A 727-nucleotide genomic window follows, 5' to 3' on the forward strand; every position below is an offset into this window, starting at 1 on the left:
TTTACGTATATTCTCGAGCCACGCTAGAGCGCCACTGGAAGGCGTTTGATAGTGCTGTGGGTCAACATCCTCATCTTGTGTGCTACGCAGTAAAAGCCAACTCAAACTTGGGCGTATTGAACGCGCTGGCTCGTTTGGGTTCGGGTTTTGATATCGTATCTGGTGGTGAACTAGAGCGTGTGATTGCTGCGGGCGGTGATGCGAAGAAAGTCGTGTTTTCTGGTGTGGGTAAAACGCCAGCAGAAATGAAGCGCGCACTAGAGCTTGGCATCAAGTGCTTCAACGTTGAATCAGAGCCGGAACTCGAACGCTTGAATAAAGTGGCGGGCGAGCTTGGTGTGATTGCGCCTATTTCGCTACGTATTAACCCAGATGTTGACGCGAAAACTCACCCTTATATTTCGACTGGTCTTCGTGACAACAAATTTGGCATTGCGTTTGACCGCGCGCCAGAAGTGTATCAATTCGCCCAGAGCCTACCTAATCTGAATGTGCAAGGTATCGACTGCCATATTGGTTCTCAGTTAACGAGCATTGACCCATTTATTGATGCAACCGACCGTTTGCTGGCTTTGATTGATGACCTGAAAGCACAAGGCATCAACATTCGTCACCTCGACGTTGGTGGTGGCTTAGGCGTGGTATATCGTGATGAATTACCGCCTCAGCCGTCTGATTACGCGAAAGCGTTGTTGGGGCGCCTTGAAAATCATCAAGACCTAGAACT

At 49.2% G+C, this 727-nt stretch carries 1 protein-coding gene; it reads left to right on the forward strand.

The genetic code is table 11. The annotated features are described in order from the left end of the window. The coding region (lysA, locus tag R8O10_RS24980) for a diaminopimelate decarboxylase (RefSeq protein WP_318191926.1) at positions 1-727 on the forward strand (727 nt) is incomplete at both ends.

This window comes from Vibrio sp. 1727 (assembly GCF_033344415.1).
In the GTDB taxonomy this organism is placed as follows: Bacteria; Pseudomonadota; Gammaproteobacteria; order Enterobacterales; family Vibrionaceae; genus Vibrio; species Vibrio alginolyticus.